Consider the following 18,910-nt stretch of genomic DNA (forward strand, 5'->3'; position numbering starts at 1 on the left):
TCATGACCACTTTCGGATACGAACAGAGCCTCGGCTACGACCGGCGCGCCACCCGGCTCCTCACCGGCCTGTACCGGCGGATCGCCACCGACATCGACGCCCACACCCCCGATTCGGCCACGGTCCTCGACCTCGGCACCGGTCCGGGAAAGCTGTTGTCCCACGTGGCAACTCGTCGCCCCGACCTGCGCCTGCACGGCATCGACCTGTCCCCGCACATGATCGAGATCGCCCGGCGTACCCTCGCTGGACAGCCGATCGATTTGGCCGTCGCCGACGTCGCCGAGCTGCCCCACCCGCACGACAGCATCGACTTCGCCGTGTCGAGCCTGAGCATGCACGAATGGCCGGACCTGCCCGCCGCCGTCACCGAACTGCGTCGAGTGCTCCGCCCCGGCGGCGCCGCCGCGATCTTCGACTTCCGCTTCACCCGAACCCGCGAGATCCGGCGCGCACTCAGCACCGAATTCGGCTCGGTCGACACCGAAACAGTCCGTCTGCCTTGGCATCCCGTCGCCGTGATCACCTGCTACCGCGTCACCGCATAGGCTCGGCGGATGGCCGAGGAACACACCACGATCGGTGCGGTGGCGGCACAGTTCGGGCTCGCGACCCACGTGCTGCGCCACTGGGAAGACCGCGGACTGCTCACTCCAGCCCGTGACTCGGCCGGACGCCGCCACTACCGCAGCACCGACATCGACACGATCGCGATGATCGTCCTGGGCAAGAAGGCAGGCTTGTCCCTCGACGATCTCGCCATCCTGTTCATCCGTTCCCCCGATCGGCGCACCCGCCGAGAAGTACTCGAAGCCCATCGCGACCGCCTCGCCGACCAGATCGCCCGCACGCGCGCCGCCCTCGACGCCGTCACCCACGTCCTGGACTGCGACGCCGAGGACTTCCGCACCTGCCCTCACTTCCGCGCCGAACTCGCCGGGGTCCTCGACACCCACACCGACCCGCCGGTGTCGGCAACACCGTCCGACGTGGGACGATCGGCTATGTGACCGGCCCACCCGCGAAACCACAGCACTTGCGCGACCTCGCGCTGCTGCGTCGTGTGCGCGACCGCATCGACCGTGAATACGCCCAGCCACTCGACGTCGAAGCGCTCGCCCGCGGCGTCCACATGTCGGCCGGGCACCTCAGCCGGCAATTCCGTCTCGCCTACGGGGAATCGCCGTACTCCTACCTGATGACCCGCCGCATCGAACGGGCGATGGCGCTGCTGCGCCGCGGCGACCTGAGTGTCACCGAGGTGTGTTTCGCGGTCGGCTCGTCCTCGCTGGGCACCTTCAGTACCCGCTTCACCGAACTCGTCGGTGTGCCGCCCAGCACCTACAAACAGCTGCAGGACGAACAGACCGCGGGCATGCCGTCGTGCGTGGTCAAGAAGGTGACCAGACCGATCAGGAATCGAGAAGCTTCCGCTCCGGCCGACAATTAGCGTGGTCGGCATGAACCTCACCATTCACTCGAGCTACCTGCCGCAGGACGATCCCGACGCCGCGCTCGCCTTCTACCGCGACACGCTCGGCTTCGAGGTACGCAACGATGTGGGCTACAACGGGCTGCGCTGGATCACCGTGGGCCCCACCGGCCAGCCCGACACCTCCATCGTGCTGCACCCACCGGCCGCCGACCCCGGCCTCACCGACGACGAACGCCGCGTCATCAGCGAGATGATGGCCAAGGGCACCTACGCCGGGGTCAACCTCGCCACCGACGACCTCGACGGCCTGTTCGAGAAGCTGCAGGCCGGAGACATCGAGATCGTCCAGGAACCCACCGATCAGCCCTACGGCGTCCGTGACTGCGCCTTCCGCGACCCCGCCGGAAATATGGTCCGCATCCAGCAGACCAAGTAAGCCATCGCGCCGGTAGATTCGAAATCCGGCGATGTCGACTGATCGAGGGAGACCCATGAGCACGGCCAAGAAGACCGGCACCACAATAGAGCCGGCCGACAGCCACGATCTGATCCGCGTGCACGGCGCGCGGGTCAACAATCTGCGCGATGTGAGCATCGAGATCCCCAAGCGCAGGCTGACGGTCTTCACCGGCGTGTCCGGATCCGGTAAGAGCTCCCTGGTCTTCGGCACCATCGCCGCCGAATCGCAGCGCCTGATCAACGAGACCTACAGCGCGTTCGTGCAGGGCTTCATGCCCAGCCAGGCCCGCCCCGACGTCGACGTCCTGGAGGGTCTGACCACCGCCATCCTCGTCGACCAGTCCCGGCTGGGCGCCGACCCGCGATCCACTGTCGGCACCGTCACCGACGCCAACGCGATGCTGCGGATCCTGTTCAGCCGCCTCGGCGACCCGCACATCGGGTCGTCGCAGGCGTTCTCGTTCAATGTCGCCTCGATCAGCGGCGCCGGTGCGGTCGAGGTCGAGAAGAACGGGGTCACCGTCAAGGAACGCCGCAGCTTCGCCATCACCGGCGGCATGTGTCCCACCTGTGAGGGCAAAGGCCAGATCAACGACATCGACCTCACCGAGCTCTACGACGAGAACCTCTCCCTCGACGACGGCCCGTTCAAGATCCCCGGCTACAGCATGGACGGCTGGATGGGCCGCATCTTCAAGGGTTCTGGCTTCTTCGACCCGGCCAAGCCGATCAAGAAGTACACCAAGAAGCAGCTCGCCGACCTGCTGTACAAAGAGCCGACGAAGGTCAAGGTCGAGGGCATCAACCTCACCTACGAAGGACTCATCCCCAAACTGCGCAAGTCGATGCTGTCCAAGGACATCGATTCGCTGCAACCGCATGTGCGCGCCTTCGTCGAACGCGCCGTCACCTTCGGCACCTGCCCCGACTGTGCGGGCACCCGGCTGTCCGCCGCGGCCCGCTCGTCCAAGATCGACGGCATCAGCATCGCCGACGCCTGCGCCATGCAGATCACCGATCTCGCCGAATGGGTCAAGCAGGTCGACGACCCGTCGGTGGCGCCGCTGCTCGAGTCGCTGCGTCAGACCCTGGACTCGTTCGTCGAGATCGGCCTCGGCTACCTGTCGCTGTCGCGCCCCTCGGGCACCCTGTCGGGCGGTGAAGCCCAGCGCGTGAAGATGATTCGCCACCTCGGGTCCTCGCTCACCGACGTCACCTATGTCTTCGACGAGCCCACCGCGGGCCTGCACCCGCACGACATCCAGCGGATGAACGACCTGCTGCTGCGCCTGCGCGACAAGGGAAACACGGTGCTCGTCGTCGAGCACAAGCCCGAAACGATCGTCATCGCCGACCACATCGTCGACCTCGGTCCCGCCGCCGGGTCCAAGGGCGGCACCATCTGCTTCGAGGGCACCGTCGACGGGCTGCGCGCCAGCGACACCGTCACCGGCCGCCACTTCGACGACCGCGCCTCGGTCAAGGACTCGGTGCGAAAGTCGACCAGCGCCTTGCAGATTCGTGGCGCCACCGCCAACAACCTCGACAAAGTCGACGTCGACATCCCCCTCGGCATTCTCGTGGCGATCACCGGCGTCGCGGGCTCGGGCAAGAGCTCGCTCGTGCACGGCTCGATCCCGATCGACGAAGGCGTCATCTCCATCGACCAGACCCCGATCAAGGGCTCGCGCCGCAGCAATCCCGCCACCTACACCGGTCTGCTCGACCACATCCGCAAAGCGTTCGCCAAGGCCACCGGCGCCAAACCGGCCCTGTTCAGCGCCAATTCCGAGGGCGCCTGCCCGAACTGCAACGGCGCGGGCGTGGTCTACACCGACCTGGCGATGATGGCCGGCGTGTCGACGATGTGCGAGGTGTGCGAGGGCAAACGCTTCATGGCCGAAGTCCTCGAATACACCTTCGCGGGCAAGAACATCAGCGAAGTGCTCTCGATGCCCGTCGACGAAGCACGCGAGTTCTTCGGCGACGGCGAAGCCCGCACCCCCGCAGCCCACAAGATCCTCACCCACCTCACCGAAGTGGGCCTGGGCTACCTCACCATCGGCCAGCCACTGACCACCCTGTCCGGCGGCGAACGCCAGCGCCTCAAGCTCGCCACCCACATGTCCGACAAGGGCGGGGTCTACATCCTCGACGAACCGACAACCGGCCTGCACCTGGCCGACGTCGAACAACTCCTCGGCCTGCTCGACCGCCTCGTCGAATCCGGCAAGTCCGTCATCGTCGTCGAACACCACCAGGCGGTGATGGCCCACGCCGACTGGATCATCGACCTCGGCCCCGGCGCGGGCCACGACGGCGGCCATATCGTCTTCGAAGGCACCCCCGCCGACCTCGTCGAAGCCCGCTCCACGCTCACCGGCGAACACCTGGCCACCTACGTCGGCGCCTGAACACCCGATGTGCTTCCCTGGGGCCACTTTCCGGGGAAGCACATCGGGACAGAACCCGCCACGCGGTGAGCACCCGCAAGATCACTGCCATGCCCAACGCGGCGCCTGGTGACTGATACGCAATGGCGGTACCGGCGAACAGTCCTATCCTGGACCGATGCTCGATTTCTCCACCGATCCCGCCGCCGTCGACCTCGATTGGCTCCACCACCGGCTGTCCACCGACGCGTACTGGGCACTCGGTCGTAGCCGTGAGCGGGTGCAGCGCCTCGTCGAGAACTCCCTGCCCTACAGCGTGTTCCGCGACGGTTCCCAGATCGCCTTCGCCCGCCTGGTCACCGACCGCACCACCTTCGCCTGGCTCTCCGACGTCTACGTCGACCGTTCCCAGCGCGGACAAGGTGTCGGCAAGCACCTGCTCGATCGCATCATGGCCGACGCGGACGACTGGGGACTACGTCGCATGGCCCTCGCGACCGGCGACGCCCACGACCTGTACCGGGCCTACGGCTTCACCCCGCACCCGAAACCGGATCAGTGGATGGAAAAGAACTGGCCGTCCAACCCCGCCTGAACCGTTCGGGTTCTCACATCAGGACTCCGGCCAGCTGGTCGGTCGCCGCGATCAACCAGTCGGGATCGCCGTGACACCGACCCCACAGCGCCGCTTTGACCGCACGCACCTGCGCCCACCGGCGGGCACGATCACGGTCGATCTCCGCTGCCTCGCAATACAAGTCCAGCCCGCGACGAACACCGGCACCAGGATCGGCGGCGAACAACAGCGGCGCGAACCGGTAACTGCGAAGAACGGTGATCGTGTCGTAGGCAGGATCACCGACGTATCCCTTGGGGTCGATCGCCAGCCAAGGCTCACGTTCGCCCGCCAGCACATTCGCATCATGGAGGTCACCGTGGACGAGGGTCTCGGGCTGACCTGGACCGAGGTCGCGCAAGGTTTCGAACGCGGCATCCAGAACGCGGCGGGGGAGTGGATCGCCCAGTTCGGCGGCCGTCGTGCGGATCTCGTCCGTCCAGTCGGCGACCAGGTCGCTCGAGCGCGGAAGCCCGACAGGGGCGTCGACAGCCAAGCGACGGGACAGCTGCCCGAGTATGCCGACTGCCTCGTCGAAGTCGGTGATGTCGGCCAGAGTTCGGTGGCCGGTGCGCTCGAGCAGCATCGCGAACCGTGCGTCATCACGGTCGAACAATTGCACCGCACCCCGTCCGTTCCAGGTGGCGAACGCGTCCGGCTCGAACACGTTGCCCGGGTGCGGAAACGAGATCTTGACGACCGCGGGCGCCAGATCCGGACGCGACACCGGAATGACGACGCCGACATGGCCGTGCATGAGCGGCCCGTCAGGCGTGCACGACCACCGTTGCAGTAACTCCTCCGCCAGTAGGGGCAGTCCCGCGATCCATGCCCGCCCGGGTTCGCCTTCGCGACTGATCGTTGCGCGGGCGAAGACCTGTGGAATCTCGATCATGATCCGACCCTAGGCGCCTAGCTCGAGCCGCGGCCACCGCCGATGTGACGTATCTCGCCGCCCTCGAGTCTGGCCTGCGCGGTGACGACCGGCATAGCCTGAGACCCCGCGCAGGGGCGAAATCTACTGTACTAGAAGGATATTCGGTGCAAACCGGACATTATCGGTCGGTGGACGACTCGCAGATTTCGACACGCGCACACTGCCGTCCCGGGACGTGTACCTCCGGGCCGACGGCAGAATCATGGCAAGGAGCTACACCGGTGCCGGTTCGTCACAATGACCTCAGCCCCGTCCTCACCCGCCGCGGCGCCCTCGCCGCACTGGCACTGCTCGCTGCCGCCGGTTGCGGCGGTTCGGTCGCGGCCACCACGGGCAAGCCGCACTGGGATTACGACGCCGAGGGTCCCGAGCACTGGGCCGACCTCGACCGCGGCTACTCGGCCTGCCGGGTCGGCCACGCCCAATCGCCGATCGACCTGGACAGCCCCACCGAACTGCATCCGTCCGATCACATCGAGATCGACTACCGCCCCATTCCGTCCGTGAACCTGCTCAACAACGGACACACTTTGCAGGTGAGCGCCCCGGCGGACTCCGGCAACCGCATCGTCGTCGACGGAACGCCGTTCACCCTGACCCAGTTTCACTTCCATCTCCCCAGCGAGCACACAGTCGACGGCGCCGAGACCGCCATGGAACTGCATTTCGTCCACACCGCCCAATCGGGCCGACTGGCCGTTCTCGCCGTCCTGCTGAACACCCACACCGACCCCACCCCGCTGAGTCGAATACTCACCGCCGCCCCGAACCGCTCAGGGCTCACCCGCGCGGTGACCACGGTCGATCCGCGTGAATTCCTCCCGGCCGACCGCGCCCAGTTCCGCTACCAGGGCTCTCTGACCACGCCCCCGTGCACCGAAGGCGTCGAGTGGATCGTGCTGCGCCACCCTGCGCCGGTCACCGCCCCTGATGTCGACAATTACCGCGCGCTGTTCCCGCACAGCAACCGACCCACCCAGCCGCGCAACGGTCGGCCGGTGGTCCTGGCCGGATCCAACTGAGCATTGGGCGCGCACGCCGCGTTCCGTGGATCGTCAGCTGGGGGAGGACCGGGGGAGCAGGCCCAGGGTGAGGTGGCGGACCAGGTCGTCGAGTAGCTGTTCGGAGTCGTAGTCGGCGGTGTAGCCGGAGCCGACGAAGGTCGCCAAGCCCTGGAGTGCGGCCAGGGCGGTGACGCCGAGCCGTTTCGGGTCACCTGCCACGATCTCGCCGGCGGCCTGACCGTCGGCGATGAGGGTGATCGGCACCGCGAACGCCCGGTCGGCGGCCTGCTGGATATCAGCCGAGGTGGAGTTGTTTCGGCGCGCGAACATCAGCGGCAAGAGCTCGAGGTTGTCGACGGCGAATCGCAGGTAGGCATAGGCGACGGTTTGCAGGCGTGCCGTGATGGGTCCTTCGATCACGGCTTGTTCGAAGCAGGCGCCGAGGCGTTCGAGCCCGGTGACGGCGAGTGCGTCCAGGAGCGCCTGCTTGTCGCGGAAATGACGACTCGGCGCCGCATGGCTGACGCCGGTGTCGCGGGCCAGTTGACGCAGCGACAGCCCGTCCACGCCGGCCTCGCGCAGTGTCGCCTCGGCGCGCGTCAGCAGCGCGGCGCGGAGGTCTCCGTGGTGGTACGGGGTGTGCAGGGACATGGTACGAGCAGGATATCCGACAGACACCCAATGTTTGCGTTGACTACTTTGTTGTCGCTGACTACATTGACGATTGCCATGACTGACAACACCGCGCCCACCCGCACACAGCGCAACATGCCGATCCGCGATTGGCTGGCCCCGATCACCCTGGTCACCATCCTGGCGGCGCTGCTGGGCACCATGTACCTCGGCTACACCGCCGACCCCGAAAAGCACCTGCACGACTTCCCGATCGCCCTGGTCAACCAGGACGTCGGCGACACCGTCGGTGGCAAACCCGCCAACATCGGCGCACAGATCACTTCGGCGCTGAGCGACAACATCCCCGCCGACAAGATCGACCTGCGCCCACTCGGCATCAACGAAGCCCAGCAACAGCTGCAGAACGGCGAGGTCTACGGCGCCATCGTCATCCCCGGCGACTTCACCAAACGCGTCGCCATCCTCGGCGCCGCCTCGATCGTCCCCGGCCAGGTCGAGCAGCCCATCATCTCCGTGCTCACCAACCCGCGGGCAGGCACCCTCGCCGCACAGATCATGAACACCGTCGCCGACCAGGCCATGACACAGGTCAACCGCACCGTCGGCACCCAACTCGCCGAACAGGTCCGCACCGCGGCCGGGGCCACACCACTCAGCGGCGCCGCACAGCTACAACTCGCCGAGCCGATCGACGTCGTCGTCACCGCGTACCACCCACTCCCTGAAGGCACCGGCCAGGGCTTGGCGGCCTTCTTCTACACCCTGGTCCTGCTGATCGTCGGATTCAGCGGCGCGATGATGATCAATTCACTCGTCGACGCCTCACTGGGCTATATCCCCGCCGAATACGGCCCATGGCACAAGGCCACCACCCCGGCCCCGATCAGCCGGTGGCGCACGCTGCTCATCAAATGGGGGATCGCCGCGATCAGCGCCCCGCTGGCCTCCGGTGTGTTCCTCGGCGTCGGCACCCTGCTGAACATGGCGATCGAGCGGCCACTGATGCTGTTCCTCTATGGCACACTGGCCATCGCCGCCATCGCGGTCACCGCCCTGTCGGTGATGGCCGCCTTCGGCACGGCAGGCCTGATGATCAACCTCATCGTGTTCGTGGTGCTCGGAATCCCGTCATCGTCGGGCACCATCCCGCTCGAGGCGACACCGCGCTGGATCGCCGACATGGCCACGTTCGAACCCATGCACCAGATCTACCTGGCCGTGCGCGCCATCCTGTTCTTCGACGGACACCTCGAAGCCGGCATGGCACAGGGTCTCTGGATGACCTGCGCGGGACTGGCGATCGGCCTGATCGTCGGCGCGGTCGCCACCAACACCTACGACCTGCGCGGCATGCTGCGACTCGGCATCGAGCACGCGCCCGCGCAGTAACTGATCACTCCATGTGGAAGGGCCCTGTGATGCATGAGTTCGAAGCCCCGGCTTCCTACACGATTCCCGAGCACGCGAACAATTCCGACAGTGTGTTCCTGCACGCCGAGCACTCGCCCCACACGGTGTTGTTCAACGTCTCCACGGGCAGCGGCGCACTCACCGATGTCACCGCGGCCGAGTTCGCCCGCACGGTCACCGACGTGGCGAAGGGTCTCATCTCCTCGGGCATCGAACCCGGTGACCGCGTAGCGATCATGGCACCCACCCGCTACGAGTGGGTCGTGCTCGACCACGCGATCTGGGCCACCGGCGGTTGTACCGTGGCCATCTACGACAGCTCCGCCGCCGAGCAGGCCAAATGGATCCTGCAGGACTCCGCGACGAAACTGCTCATCGTCGACAGCGACCAACACCGCCGGATCATCGAGGAGATCGACGACCGCGCCCTGCCCGACCTGCGAGAAATCCTGCAGATCGACAAAAGTGCCGTCGAGGAATTGATCACGCGCGGCGCCGACCTCGACGACGCGGCCGTGCACACCCGCCGAGCCGAGGTCGGCGCGAGCTCCCCGGCCACCCTGATCTACACCTCGGGCACCACCGGCCGCCCCAAAGGCGTGATCCTCACCCACGGGAACCTCTACGCCGAGTCGAAATCCGACCGAATCGCGCTGGGGGAGTTCGTCACAAAGGGCAACAAGACACTGATGTTCCTGCCACTCGCCCACGTCTTCGCACGCGCGGTGACGCTGGCCGCGCTCGACGCCAAGGTGGTCGTCGCGTTCAGCTCCGACTGGTCCACGCTGGTCGACCAGTTCGGCAGCTTCCGGCCGCATTTCATCCTGGCGGTGCCGCGAGTGTTCGAAAAGGTCTTCAACGGCGCCAAACAGAAGGCACACGCCGGCGGCAAGGGAAAGATCTTCGACCTGGCCACCGAGACCGCCATCGCCTGGAGCGAAGCCCAGGACACCGGCGGCCCCGGAATCGTCCTCGGACTGCGTCACGCCCTGTTCGACAAACTCGTCTACCGCACGCTGCGTCTCGCGCTCGGCGGACGATGCGAGGCGGCGGTATCCGGTGGTGGACCACTCGGCGCGCGGCTCGGTCACTTCTTCCGCGGTGTCGGCATCCCCGTCTACGAGGGCTACGGACTCACCGAGACCACCGCGGCGATCACGGTGAACACCCCAGCCGATACCCGGGTCGGCACCGTCGGACGCCCGACCGAAGGCCACGCCGTCAAGATCGCCGACGACGGCGAATTGCTGCTCCGCGGCCCTGTCGTGTTCCACGAATACTGGGGCAACCCCCAGGCCACCGACGACGCCTTCGCCGACGGCTGGTTCCAGACCGGCGATCTCGGCAGCATCGACCGCGACGGCTACCTCACCATCACCGGCCGCAAGAAGGAAATCATCGTCACCGCGGGCGGAAAGAACGTCTCCCCGGGCCTGATGGAAGACTCGCTGCGCGCCCACCCGCTGATCAGCCAGGCGATGGTGGTCGGTGACGGCCGTCCGTTCGTCGGTGCGCTGATCACCCTCGACCCCGAAGCACTCCCGGCGTGGAAGCAAAGCCACAACCTGCCCGCCGACACCACGAACGAGGCTCTGATCGACAACCCGGATCTCGTCGCGGAGATCGATGCGGCCCTCGCCGACACCAACAAGAAGGTGTCCCATGCCGAGGCGATCAAGAAGGTCCGAATCCTGCCCGTCGACTGGACCGAGGCCACCGGCGAACTGACACCGAAGATGTCGCTCAAGCGAGCAGAGGTCATGAAGAAGTACGCCACCGAGGTGGACAAGATCTACGAACCCGCCGCCAGTAGTCACTGACACCCAATCGGTGACTCCCGGCTGTTACGTCTAACTAAATACCGCGCACACCACCGAACCAACCCCTCGAGTTCGTATTCTCACCTGGACCGCGCCCGGCGCGCGGCACCGGAACAGGGGTTGAACACAGCAGATGGCTATATCTGACGTCGAGGCGTACACACATCCCACGCCGACCGACATCGAAGAGTTCGGGCAACGCCTGGACGCGTTGCGCAGGCAGATCGAATCCAGCCTGGGTGAACGCGACGCGAAATACATCAAGACAGTCATCCGCGTTCAGCGAGCGTGCGAGATAGCCGCCCGGCTCGTGCTGATCGACTCGGGCCGGAAAAGCAGTTGGTGGTGGGGGACAGGCCTGCTCACCTTGTCGAAGGTGCTCGAGAACATGGAGATCGGGCACAACGTCATGCACGGCCAGTGGGACTGGATGAACGACCCGGAAATCCACTCCAGCACCTGGGAATGGGACCATTCCATGCCCGCCGCCCATTGGAAGGAAGCGCACAACTACCGCCACCACGTTTTCACCAATGTGCTCGGGCTCGACCCCGACGAAGGGTACGGGCTGCTCCGGATCACCCGTGACCGGCGCTGGCGTCCGTACCACCTGGGCAACTTCGTCTACCTGGTCCCCGTGTCACTGCTGTACGAGCTGGGTATGTGCGTGTACCACCTGGAGATCCCGCGCGTGCTGGCGGGTAAGAAGGACAAGAAGAAGTTCCGGCAGGCGCGCGACGAAATCGCTCAGAAGGCCGGTAAGCAGCTGCTCAAGGACTACGTGATCTTCCCGGCGATGACCGGTCGGAACTGGAAATCGACGATCCGCGCGAACGTGACCGCCAACCTCACCAAGAATGTGTGGGAGCAGATCATCACCTTCTGTGGACATTTCCCCGACGGCGCGGAGAAATTCACCAAGCGCGATATCGAGGGCGAGACCCGTGGCGAATGGTATCTGCGCCAATACCTGGGCAGCGCGAATATCGACGTCGGTCCCCTGATGCGCATCCTTTCCGGCACACTCAGCCATCAAATCGAACATCACCTGTTCCCGGACCTGCCGAGCAACCGGCTGCCCGAAATCCAGCGTGAAGTGCGCAAGCTCGCGGCCGAATATCGCCTGCCGTACACCACCGGCAGCCTGGTCCGTCAGTACGCGCTGACCTTGCGCACGATCGCCAAACTGTCGTTGCCCGATAAGTACCTCACCGCCGACGCCGACAACGCGCCGGAAACCAGCTCCGAAAAGGCCACCGAATCGCGCCGACTGACCCCGGTTCTGGTCTGATCTCCATGGCGCACCGCATCACGGCGAAAAAGGCGATGCGGTGCGCCATCCAGGCACCCTCAGTAGTTTCGTCACTGTGACGAAATAGGGTCGGGGAAGTGGGAGGGGGAGTGCCGGGTTTCGGGCAGCCGGCCCGGTTTGCCGAGGATGCGGGCCCAGATTCGCCGATAAGCACATTCAGGGCGAACGGTCATGAATCCGCCGAACCGAGAATTATCCGGATTCGTCAGCGTTCCTTCGGGTGTCCCAAAATATGGCTAATCGAGCTTGCAAGTACCGAAGCGTCGGCACACACGCGCGGCAATGCTGAGAAGCGACAGTGAGCGCCTGTCAGCATGTGATGCAACTAGGCATGCACCGCAAACAACTGCAAAAACCCCTTCCGACAGGCCGCCTTCAAACGCCGATAATGCACATTATGTCAAGTAGTCCCTCTGCTGGCGGCCAATACAGCTGCGAGACCTTCCCGCAGATCCTCGACGAAGTACTCGGGAGCCTCGAGCGACGGGAAATGTCCCCCACTGTCGGGCGATCCCCAGTGGACGATCTGTCGATACCGCTCCTGTGCCCAGACCCGTGGACACTTCTCGATGTCACGTGGATACATGGTGATCGCCGACGGGACGTCGACGCGAAGTTCGGGATCGAGCGAATTGTGGCTTTCGTAGTAGATGCGGGCTGCCGATGCGCCGGTCCGCGTCAGCCAGTACAGGGTGACGTCGTCGAGAACGTGGTCGATGGAAAGCGTCTCGAACGGGCTGTCCTCGGTATCTGTCCATTCGGCGAACTTGTCGAGGATCCAGGCCAGGAGCCCGACCGGTGAGTCGACGAGCGAGTAACCGATGGTCTGTGGCCGGGTCGCCTGCTGCTTCGCGTATGCCGCGCGGTGGCGCCAGAAATCGCGAGTCTCCTCGATCCACGCGCACTCGAGGTCTGTGAGCCCGTCTGTCGTCAACCCGGGCGGTGCCTCTGCGAACGTGGAGTGGATACCGAGAACATGCTCCGGGAATCTGCCACCGAGAACCGTGGTGATATTGCCGCCCCAGTCGCCGCCGTGGGCCACGAACTCGCGGTAGCCGAGCCTCCCCATGAGTTCCACCCAGGCTGCCGCGATCTTCTCGGTCCCCCACCCGGTGGTGGCCGGCTTGTCGCTGTAACCGAAGCCGGGTAGCGAGGGAACGACGACGTGGAACGCCGGCGCGTTCGCGTCGTTCGGATCTGCCAGTTCGTCTACTACATCGGTGAACTCGGCAATGCTGCCCGGCCAGCCGTGCGTCATGATCAGCGGCGTCGCGTCGGCTCGCGTGGATCGGCGGTGCAGGAAGTGGATTCCCAGATCGTCGATGGTTGTGCGGAACTGGCCGATCCGGTTGAGGCGCTCTTCGAACGACCGCCAGTTGTATTCGGTGCGCCAGTAGTTCACGACCTCGGCGAGATCGGCGAGCGGGACCCCCTGCTCCCATCGGCGCGGGTCGGGTGCGGCGCGATAGACCGTCTCGGGCTCCGGTAGTCGTGCCGCGGCCAGTCTGGCGCGCAGATCGTCGAGGTCGGCATCGGTTGCGTGGGCGTCGAATGCTTGCACGTCGCGGGTGGTACTGGGCACGAGACCTCCTGCACTTGATGAACCGGCTTAGACGGTTCTAACATGACCGGACGTCAGCGTGCAACCAGCTAAGGTGGTTCCATGCATGCTGAGTTCCCTGACTTCCGCCTCGGCACCGTGCTGGCGACCAGCTTCACAGCGACGCTGACGGAGCGCTCCGGCGACGCTGTGGAGCGCATCCCCACGCCGCAGCGACTCGTCGACTGGCTCGCGGTGAGCGGCCTGGCCGTGAACTCCTGCACCACCGCCCAGCTCGAACTCGCGCGGGAATTGAGGGAGGCGATTCACCTCGTCGCGACAGCCACCGCTGTGCACGACACTCCCCCGGCCGCCGCAGTCCGAGTCATCAACGACCGCAGCATTCAGGGCCGCGCGTCAGCGGTCCTGACGCCAGAGGGCAATCGGCACTGGCTACTCAACTCGGATTCCTGCGTCGAAGACGCACTGGGCGTGATCGCCGCCGATGCGATCAGCATCCTCGCCGGCGAGCGCGACGGAAAACTGGCTTTGTGCGCATCGCCGACCTGTCGAGCCGCCTTCTTCGACACCAGCCAGAGCCGCACCCGCAAATGGTGTGACATGAACACGTGCGGGAATCGTCAGAAGAAGGCGCGATTCAATGATCGAAAAGCAGGGCTGCCCGTAGCGAGCAGGTGATCAGCAGACGGTCTCCCGGTGGATGGACACTCCCCCGCCCGGCGTGCGCGCGAACTCCTTAGCGTGCGCAGCACAGCGGATGGGAGTTGTAATGAGCACACACAATTCGGTGGCACCCGTCGATGCGGGCGATGTCGAGCAGGTCGACTACGAAACCGATGTTCTGATCGTTGGCTATGGGTGCGCGGGTGCGGCAGCGGCGCTCGAGTCGTCCGCCGCGGGCGCTGATGTCATCGTGCTGGAGAAGCTGGGTGGTGGCGGCGGGTCCTCCGCGCTGTCCGGTGGTGAGATGTATCTGGGCGGCGGCACCGAGGTCCAGCGGGCCTGCGGGTTCGACGACACCGCACAAGACATGGAAGCGTTCCTGCTGGCCGCGCTGGGGCCGGACGCCGACCGGGACAAGGTCGGCCTCTACAGCCGTGAGAGCGCGCGGCACTACCAGTGGCTCGTCGACCACGGCGTCCCGTTCAAACCTTCGCTGTGGGACTCCCCCACGTGGGTGCCGCCCACCGACGACGGTCTCATGTGGATGGGCGAAAAGGCCTGGCCCTTCGCCGATCTCGCGAAGCCGTCGCCGCGCGGACACCGGGTCACCTCCGACGGTTTCGGTGGCAAGGTGTTGATGCAGAAGCTGTTCGAGGCCGTCGCCGCGACCGCGGTGACGGTGCACACCGACACCAACGCGATCCGGCTCGTCACCGAAGCCGGACGTGTGGTCGGTGTCGTGGCGAAGCAGTACGGCCGGTACTACGCCTACCGTGCTCGACGTGGCGTCGTGTTGACCACGGGCGGGTTCGCCGACAATGCCGCGATGGTGGCTCAGCACGCACCGCAGCTGGTCGGGCTCGGCGTCAACAGTGACGGCGGTGACGACGGGCGCGGCATCGTCATGGCACAGGCCGCGGGTGCGGCGGTGCGGCACATGTCCGCCGCACAGGTCGGGATCTCCCTGATTCCGGGGATGATGGTGCGCGGTATGATCGTCGACGACCTCGGCAGGCGCTTCATCAACGAGGATGTCTATCCCGGGCTCGTCGGCCAGGCCGCGCTGTTCAAGCACGGCCTGAAGGTGTGGGTGATCCTGGACGAACAGGCCTACGAGGAAGTGCCGGAGAACGAGCGGTGGGGCGTGCAACCGCATTTCGTGGCCGAGACTCTCGACGATCTCGAACAGCAGATCGGGATGCCGCCCGGCGCGCTGGCGACGACGGTCGCCGAATACAACCGGCACGCGGCTGACGGGCAGGACCCCTACTTCCACAAGGCGGCGCACTGGTTGCGGCCGCTGCGGTCACCGTTCGCCGCGATCGACGTCCAGCGCGGCATCGCTCCGCCCGAGTACGGCGAAGCGGGCCGTGGCGGCGCTGAGGTGTTCACCATCGGCGGTCTGCACACGACGGTCGACGGCCAGGTTCTCGACTTGGACGGCGCACCGATCCCGGGTCTGTTCGCCGCGGGCAGAGCAACGTCGGGCTTGCATTCGTGGGGCTACATCAGCGGCACGTCGCTCGGTGACGGCACCTTCTTCGGTCGCCGCGCCGGTGTCGCCGCGGCCGCGCCTGCCGCGTCGTCCTGAACCGAGTCGGCGGCTACCGAAACAGGGAGTCTCAGCATGGCGATCCTCGAATCCGGGTTGGATCGGCTTGTCGTCGATGATCATTGTGTGGTGAACGAGGGTTTCCTGAAACAGATCTACCCGGGGTCGGAATGACGGGCGTGCGCCGGGCGGATATCGCGTCCATGCTGCTCGACCGGGTCGGCGACCAGCGACTCGGCCTGCGCACCCGCGATACCGAGTGGAGCTGGGATGCGGTGGTCCGGGAGTCGGCTGCCCGTGCGGAGCTTGCCCGCACCCTGTGCCGTGACGGCCCGTTCCATATCGGGGTGCTGTTGGACAATGTGCCCGATTTCGTCTTCTGGCTGGGCGCGGCGGCTTTGGCGGGTGCGACGGTGGCGGGTCTCAATCCGACCCGGGGTGATGCCCAGTTGGCTGCCGATGTTCGGTATGTCGACTGTCAGCTGATCGTCACCGATGCCGTGGGGATGGCGCGGTTGCGGCAGTTGGAGCTCGATCTGGCCGAGGATCGGTTCCTGCTGGTCGATGATCCCGGCTATGGCGCGCGGATCGATGCCTGCCAGGTGGAGCCTGCGGCGGTGGGTGGGCCGGACTCGTTGCTGCTGTTGCTGTTCACGTCCGGCACCACCGGTGCGTCGAAGGCGGTGCGGTGCACCCAGCGCCGACTGTCGGTGGTCGCGTACGCGGCGACGGCGAAGTTCGGGCATGTGCGCGAGGACGTGGACTATTGCTGTATGCCGCTTTTTCACGGCAATGCGATCATGGCGTTGTGGGCGCCTGCGTTGTCGGTCGGTGCGACGGTCTGCCTGACGCCGAAATTCTCTGCGTCGCAGTTCCTTCCGGATATTCGGTACTTCGGGGCGACCTATTTCACCTATGTCGGCAAGGCGCTGGGGTATCTGCTGGCCACGCCCGAAACCGCAACGGATTCCGACAATTCGCTGGTGCGCGGATTCGGTACCGAGGCGTCGGTGGCCGATCAGGACGAGTTCCGCCGCCGCTTCGACGCGAAGCTGTTCGAGGGATACGGCTCCAGCGAGGGCCCGAGCCTGGCCGCCCTGGATCCGGCCGCACCGCCCGCTGCGCTCGGCAGGCCGGCGCATCCCGGTGTGGCGGTGGTGAATCCGGATTCGTTGCGGGAGTGCGCGCGGGCCGAGCTCGACGAGTACGGCCGGGTACGCAATCCTGATGAGGCCATCGGGGAGATGATCGACAAGGCCGGTGCGCTCGCGTTCGAGGGCTACTACAAGAACGAGGTCGCTGATGCCGACCGCCTCCGCAACGGCTGGTATTGGACCGGGGATCTCGGCTATATCGACACCGGCGGATTCCTGTACTTCGCCGGCCGCAAGGGCGATTGGATCCGGGTGGACGGCGAGAACACCTCGGCGCTGATGATCGAGCAGGTTCTGCGCCGCTATCCCGCTGTCATCGCCGCCGCGGTGTTCGGGGTGCCCGATCCGCGTTCGGGCGATCAGGTGATGGCCGCCGTCGAGGTCGCCGATCCGGGTGGTTTCGATGTCGACGCGTTCACCGAATTCCTCTGTGCGCAGTCCGATCTAGGCGGCAAAGGTCTCCCCCGGCTGCTGCGCGTCTCGGCGAATCTGCCGGTGACGGGGTCGAACAAGGTGCTCAAACGCGACATGCAAGAACAGGCGTGGCGCACCGATGAACCGGTGTACCGGTGGGTGGGGCGTGGCCGGCCGGTCTACGAGCGCATGACCGAGGCGGACCGGCAGGCGGTGGAGTCGGAGTTCGCCGCGCACGGCAGGCAGCGCATGCTGTGATCAGCTCTGCCTGCGAGACTCAGGTGAGTTGCCGGATCAGACCGCCTGCCAGGTAGGTCACCTGGTCGTCGAAGAAGTGGATCAGGTCGTCAGCGCTGGGGATCGCGCCGCGGCGGTGGTTCCATTCCTCGGCCCGGCTCAGTGCCTGGAGGAAGACCATGAGTGCGGTGGCCCAGCGCTGTTCGAGCCGGATCGGGTCGGTGTCGGGAAAGGTGCGCCGATATCGTCGTCGATCCGGCCGAGCGGAATCCCATCGAGGTGTGGAATGCCCTGGTCGCCGACGTCGGCTCCGTCGTCGGTGCGGCCGCGAACGGAATCCTCATCGCCTACGAATGCAGTGGGCGCGCCGGGATACGGGGCGCGTGGATCTCGACGGTGTCGCAGACGCGTTCACGATCCTGCGTACCCCACAGGATCACGTGAAGATCATCGTCCGGCCCGGTTTTTCCGCGGACTGACTCCCACCGAATGCGGGCAGACCGGGTCTGCCCGCATCGGTTCAGATGCCGAAACCGCCGGAGACCGACAGTTGCTGGCCGGTGATGTACCCGGCCTGTTCGGAGGCCAGGAACACGCAGGCGGCGCCGATGTCGGCCGCCGTGCCCCATCGCTTCATCGGCACGAAGCGGCGGGCTTCGGCCTCCCAGGCCGCGTCGACCACACCCGCGGCCTTCAGTTCGAGGAACATGCCTGCCTCGATGACTCCGACCAGCACCGAGTTGGCGCGGATATTGTGCCTACCTTCCTCTTTCGCGATCCCGCGGACCAGCGCCTCGTTGGCGGCCTTGGGCAGCACGGACAGACCGTCGAGCCGGGGCCACCACCGATCACCGGCGGAGCCGAGGTGGATCACCGAGCCGCCGCCGTGTTCGCGCAGATGCGGTAGCACGGCGTGCACGGCGGTGAACATGCCGAGCGCTTCCACCTCGATCGACTGCCGGTAGCGGTCGGGTTCGGTGTCGGCGAGGGTGATCTGGTCGACGACCGGGCCGGCACCCCACACGAGCGTGCGGATCCGTCCGTGCTCGGCGATCACCTCCGCGATCACCCGGTCGACGGCGGCCGCGTCGCGGACATCGACCTGATGGGCGCTGGCCCGCACGCCGAGCTCACGCAATTCGGCCACGGTGGTCTCGGCGACGGATTGTTTGCTGCGGTAGCAGATCGCCACGTCACCACCCGCCCGTGCGAAGTCCGCGGCGACGGTTCGGCCGAGGCCGCCACTGCCACCGAAGACCAGCGTGACACCGTCGAGAAGAGTCAGTTGCATCATGGGGGAAAGCTAG

At 66.0% G+C, this 18,910-nt stretch carries 18 protein-coding genes; 13 read left to right on the top strand and 5 right to left on the bottom strand.

Annotated features, from left to right (window positions below):
* Positions 1-2: 2 nt before the first annotated feature.
* From ACFTS5_RS09045 to ACFTS5_RS09070, 6 genes are all read left to right on the top strand, one after another.
* Positions 3-548: a class I SAM-dependent methyltransferase gene (locus ACFTS5_RS09045; RefSeq protein WP_378629100.1), complete on the top strand. Its 546-nt coding sequence runs from the start codon at positions 3-5 to the stop codon at positions 546-548.
* 9 nt (positions 549-557) lie between these two features.
* Positions 558-1,010, top strand: a complete 453-nt coding sequence (locus ACFTS5_RS09050) for a MerR family transcriptional regulator (protein WP_378629101.1) — start codon at positions 558-560, stop codon at positions 1,008-1,010.
* Positions 1,007-1,450 (top strand): helix-turn-helix transcriptional regulator, encoded by a 444-nt coding sequence (locus ACFTS5_RS09055; RefSeq protein WP_378629103.1) that lies wholly within the window; start codon positions 1,007-1,009, stop codon positions 1,448-1,450. The genes ACFTS5_RS09050 and ACFTS5_RS09055 overlap by 4 nt, the downstream gene beginning before the upstream one ends.
* Positions 1,451-1,460: 10 nt before the next feature.
* Complete coding sequence (locus ACFTS5_RS09060) at positions 1,461-1,871, top strand: VOC family protein (RefSeq protein ID WP_378629104.1); 411 nt, start codon at positions 1,461-1,463, stop codon at positions 1,869-1,871.
* Positions 1,872-1,926: 55 nt separating this feature from the next.
* Positions 1,927-4,308, top strand: coding sequence for an ATP-binding cassette domain-containing protein (locus ACFTS5_RS09065; RefSeq protein WP_378629106.1), 2,382 nt, complete (start codon positions 1,927-1,929; stop codon positions 4,306-4,308).
* A gap of 157 nt (positions 4,309-4,465) precedes the next feature.
* Positions 4,466-4,882 carry a GNAT family N-acetyltransferase gene (locus ACFTS5_RS09070; RefSeq protein WP_378629107.1) on the top strand — a complete coding sequence of 139 codons (417 nt, stop codon included), beginning with the start codon at positions 4,466-4,468 and terminating at the stop codon, positions 4,880-4,882.
* A gap of 13 nt (positions 4,883-4,895) precedes the next feature.
* Here ACFTS5_RS09070 and ACFTS5_RS09075 read toward each other — a convergent pair whose 3' ends face one another.
* On the bottom strand, positions 4,896-5,798 hold the full coding sequence (locus ACFTS5_RS09075) for an aminoglycoside phosphotransferase family protein (protein WP_378629110.1): 903 nt from the start codon (positions 5,796-5,798) through the stop codon (positions 4,896-4,898).
* A 263-nt stretch (positions 5,799-6,061) separates the two neighbouring features.
* On the opposite strand from ACFTS5_RS09075, the gene ACFTS5_RS09080 reads away from it, so the two are divergent.
* Entirely contained in the window at positions 6,062-6,862 is an 801-nt protein-coding gene (locus tag ACFTS5_RS09080) for a carbonic anhydrase (protein WP_378629112.1), read from the top strand.
* 33 nt (positions 6,863-6,895) lie between these two features.
* Here ACFTS5_RS09080 and ACFTS5_RS09085 read toward each other — a convergent pair whose 3' ends face one another.
* The gene (locus ACFTS5_RS09085) at positions 6,896-7,495 is read right to left on the bottom strand and encodes a TetR/AcrR family transcriptional regulator (RefSeq protein ID WP_378629114.1); all 600 of its coding nucleotides are present in this window, start codon (positions 7,493-7,495) and stop codon (positions 6,896-6,898) included.
* Positions 7,496-7,573: 78 nt separating this feature from the next.
* Here ACFTS5_RS09085 and ACFTS5_RS09090 point away from each other — a divergent pair, with 78 nt between their 5' ends.
* The 3 genes from ACFTS5_RS09090 to ACFTS5_RS09100 all read left to right on the top strand — a co-directional run bounded on the left by ACFTS5_RS09090 (position 7,574) and on the right by ACFTS5_RS09100 (position 12,001).
* On the top strand, positions 7,574-8,869 hold the full coding sequence (locus ACFTS5_RS09090) for a DUF3533 domain-containing protein (protein ID WP_378629117.1): 1,296 nt from the start codon (positions 7,574-7,576) through the stop codon (positions 8,867-8,869).
* Positions 8,870-8,898: 29 nt separating this feature from the next.
* Positions 8,899-10,710: an AMP-dependent synthetase/ligase gene (locus ACFTS5_RS09095; protein ID WP_378629119.1), complete on the top strand. Its 1,812-nt coding sequence runs from the start codon at positions 8,899-8,901 to the stop codon at positions 10,708-10,710.
* Between the two features lie 133 nt (positions 10,711-10,843).
* Positions 10,844-12,001 (top strand): fatty acid desaturase family protein, encoded by a 1,158-nt coding sequence (locus ACFTS5_RS09100; protein WP_378629121.1) that lies wholly within the window; start codon positions 10,844-10,846, stop codon positions 11,999-12,001.
* A gap of 421 nt (positions 12,002-12,422) precedes the next feature.
* Here the strand turns inward: ACFTS5_RS09100 and ACFTS5_RS09105 are convergent, their stop codons facing one another.
* On the bottom strand, positions 12,423-13,604 hold the full coding sequence (locus tag ACFTS5_RS09105; protein WP_378629123.1) for an epoxide hydrolase family protein: 1,182 nt from the start codon (positions 13,602-13,604) through the stop codon (positions 12,423-12,425).
* Between the two features lie 81 nt (positions 13,605-13,685).
* On the opposite strand from ACFTS5_RS09105, the gene ACFTS5_RS09110 reads away from it, so the two are divergent.
* The 3 genes from ACFTS5_RS09110 to ACFTS5_RS09120 all read left to right on the top strand — a co-directional run bounded on the left by ACFTS5_RS09110 (position 13,686) and on the right by ACFTS5_RS09120 (position 17,624).
* Positions 13,686-14,261, top strand: coding sequence for a CGNR zinc finger domain-containing protein (locus ACFTS5_RS09110; protein WP_378629124.1), 576 nt, complete (start codon positions 13,686-13,688; stop codon positions 14,259-14,261).
* 91 nt (positions 14,262-14,352) lie between these two features.
* Positions 14,353-15,837, top strand: coding sequence for an FAD-dependent oxidoreductase (locus tag ACFTS5_RS09115; RefSeq protein WP_378629126.1), 1,485 nt, complete (start codon positions 14,353-14,355; stop codon positions 15,835-15,837).
* A gap of 131 nt (positions 15,838-15,968) precedes the next feature.
* Complete coding sequence (locus tag ACFTS5_RS09120) at positions 15,969-17,624, top strand: AMP-binding protein (RefSeq protein ID WP_378629127.1); 1,656 nt, start codon at positions 15,969-15,971, stop codon at positions 17,622-17,624.
* A 19-nt stretch (positions 17,625-17,643) separates the two neighbouring features.
* On the opposite strand, the gene ACFTS5_RS09125 is transcribed toward ACFTS5_RS09120, so the two are convergent.
* The gene (locus ACFTS5_RS09125) at positions 17,644-17,784 is read right to left on the bottom strand and encodes a hypothetical protein (protein WP_378629129.1); all 141 of its coding nucleotides are present in this window, start codon (positions 17,782-17,784) and stop codon (positions 17,644-17,646) included.
* A gap of 339 nt (positions 17,785-18,123) precedes the next feature.
* Positions 18,124-18,897, bottom strand: coding sequence for an SDR family NAD(P)-dependent oxidoreductase (locus ACFTS5_RS09130; RefSeq protein WP_378629131.1), 774 nt, complete (start codon positions 18,895-18,897; stop codon positions 18,124-18,126).
* Positions 18,898-18,910: the final 13 nt, after the last annotated feature.

Source organism: Nocardia sp. NPDC056952 (genome assembly GCF_042674185.1).
GTDB lineage: Bacteria > Actinomycetota > Actinomycetes > Mycobacteriales > Mycobacteriaceae > Nocardia.